Genomic DNA, 1027 nt, shown 5'->3' on the forward strand with positions numbered 1-1027 from the left:
AACCTTCCGGCACTGGGCAGGCGTCAGCCCCCATACGTCCTCTTTCGAGTTGGCGGAGACCTGTGTTTTTGGTAAACAGTCGCCTGGATCTCTTCACTGCGACCCACGTCTGAGGTGGGCACCCCTTCTCCCGAAGTTACGGGGCCATTTTGCCGAGTTCCTTAGAGAGAGTTATCTCGCGCCCCTTGGTATTCTCAACCTCCCTACCTGTGTCGGTTTCGGGTACGGGTACTATGTTTTCATCACATTACGAGCTTTTCTTGACACTATCCTTCACCACGCGGAGTTCGTAAACTCCTCCCAAACCAATCAGGGTATGGCTATCTTTCATGCGTCCCTCGCAATGCTCCCACATAGTAGTCAGGGATTATTCACCCTGTGTCCATCGACTACGCCCTTCGACCTCGCCTTAGGACCCGACTAACCCTCCGTGGACGAACCTGGCGGAGGAACCCTTAGGGTTTCGGGGCATTGGATTCTCACCAATGTTTGCGCTACTCAAGCCGACATTCTCACTTCCGTTTCGTCCACAGCTGCTCGCCGCTACTGCTTCTACCTATTACGGAACGCTCCCCTACCGATTAATACTAGATTAATCCCACAGCTTCGGTACATCACTTAGCCCCGTTCATTTTCGGCGCAGGATCGCTTGACTAGTGAGCTATTACGCACTCTTTTAAGGTTGGCTGCTTCTAGGCAAACCTCCTAGTTGTCTATGCAATCCCACCTCCTTTATCACTTAGTGATGATTTGGGGACCTTAGCTGGTGGTCTGGGCTGTTTCCCTCTTGACAATGAAGCTTATCCCCCACTGTCTCACTGGCAATGTGTTCTCTGGGTATTCTGAGTTTGTCTCGATTTGGTACCGGTCTCCCAGCCCGCACCGAAACAGTGCTTTACCCCCCAGATTTAATCATTACCGCTGCGCCTAAACACATTTCGGGGAGAACCAGCTAGCTCCTGGTTCGATTGGCATTTCACCCCTAACCACAGCTCATCCGCTGATTTTTCAACATCAGTCGGTTCGG

General features: G+C 52.0%; 1 rRNA gene and 2 other annotated features (1 of these 3 only partly in view). The gene reads right to left on the reverse strand.

What is annotated here, in order from left to right:
• A 16S ribosomal RNA gene (locus tag NSP_RS15750) occupies positions 1 to 133 on the reverse strand (it extends 1385 nt beyond the left edge of the window).
• A 48-nt stretch (positions 134 to 181) separates the two neighbouring features.
• Positions 182 to 488: a sequence feature (23S ribosomal RNA rRNA prediction is too short), on the reverse strand.
• A gap of 25 nt (positions 489 to 513) precedes the next feature.
• Positions 514 to 948: a sequence feature (23S ribosomal RNA rRNA prediction is too short), on the reverse strand.
• Positions 949 to 1027 lie beyond the last annotated feature (79 nt).

The sequence above is a fragment of the Nodularia spumigena CCY9414 genome (assembly GCF_000340565.2).
In the GTDB taxonomy this organism is placed as follows: domain Bacteria; phylum Cyanobacteriota; class Cyanobacteriia; order Cyanobacteriales; family Nostocaceae; genus Nodularia; species Nodularia spumigena.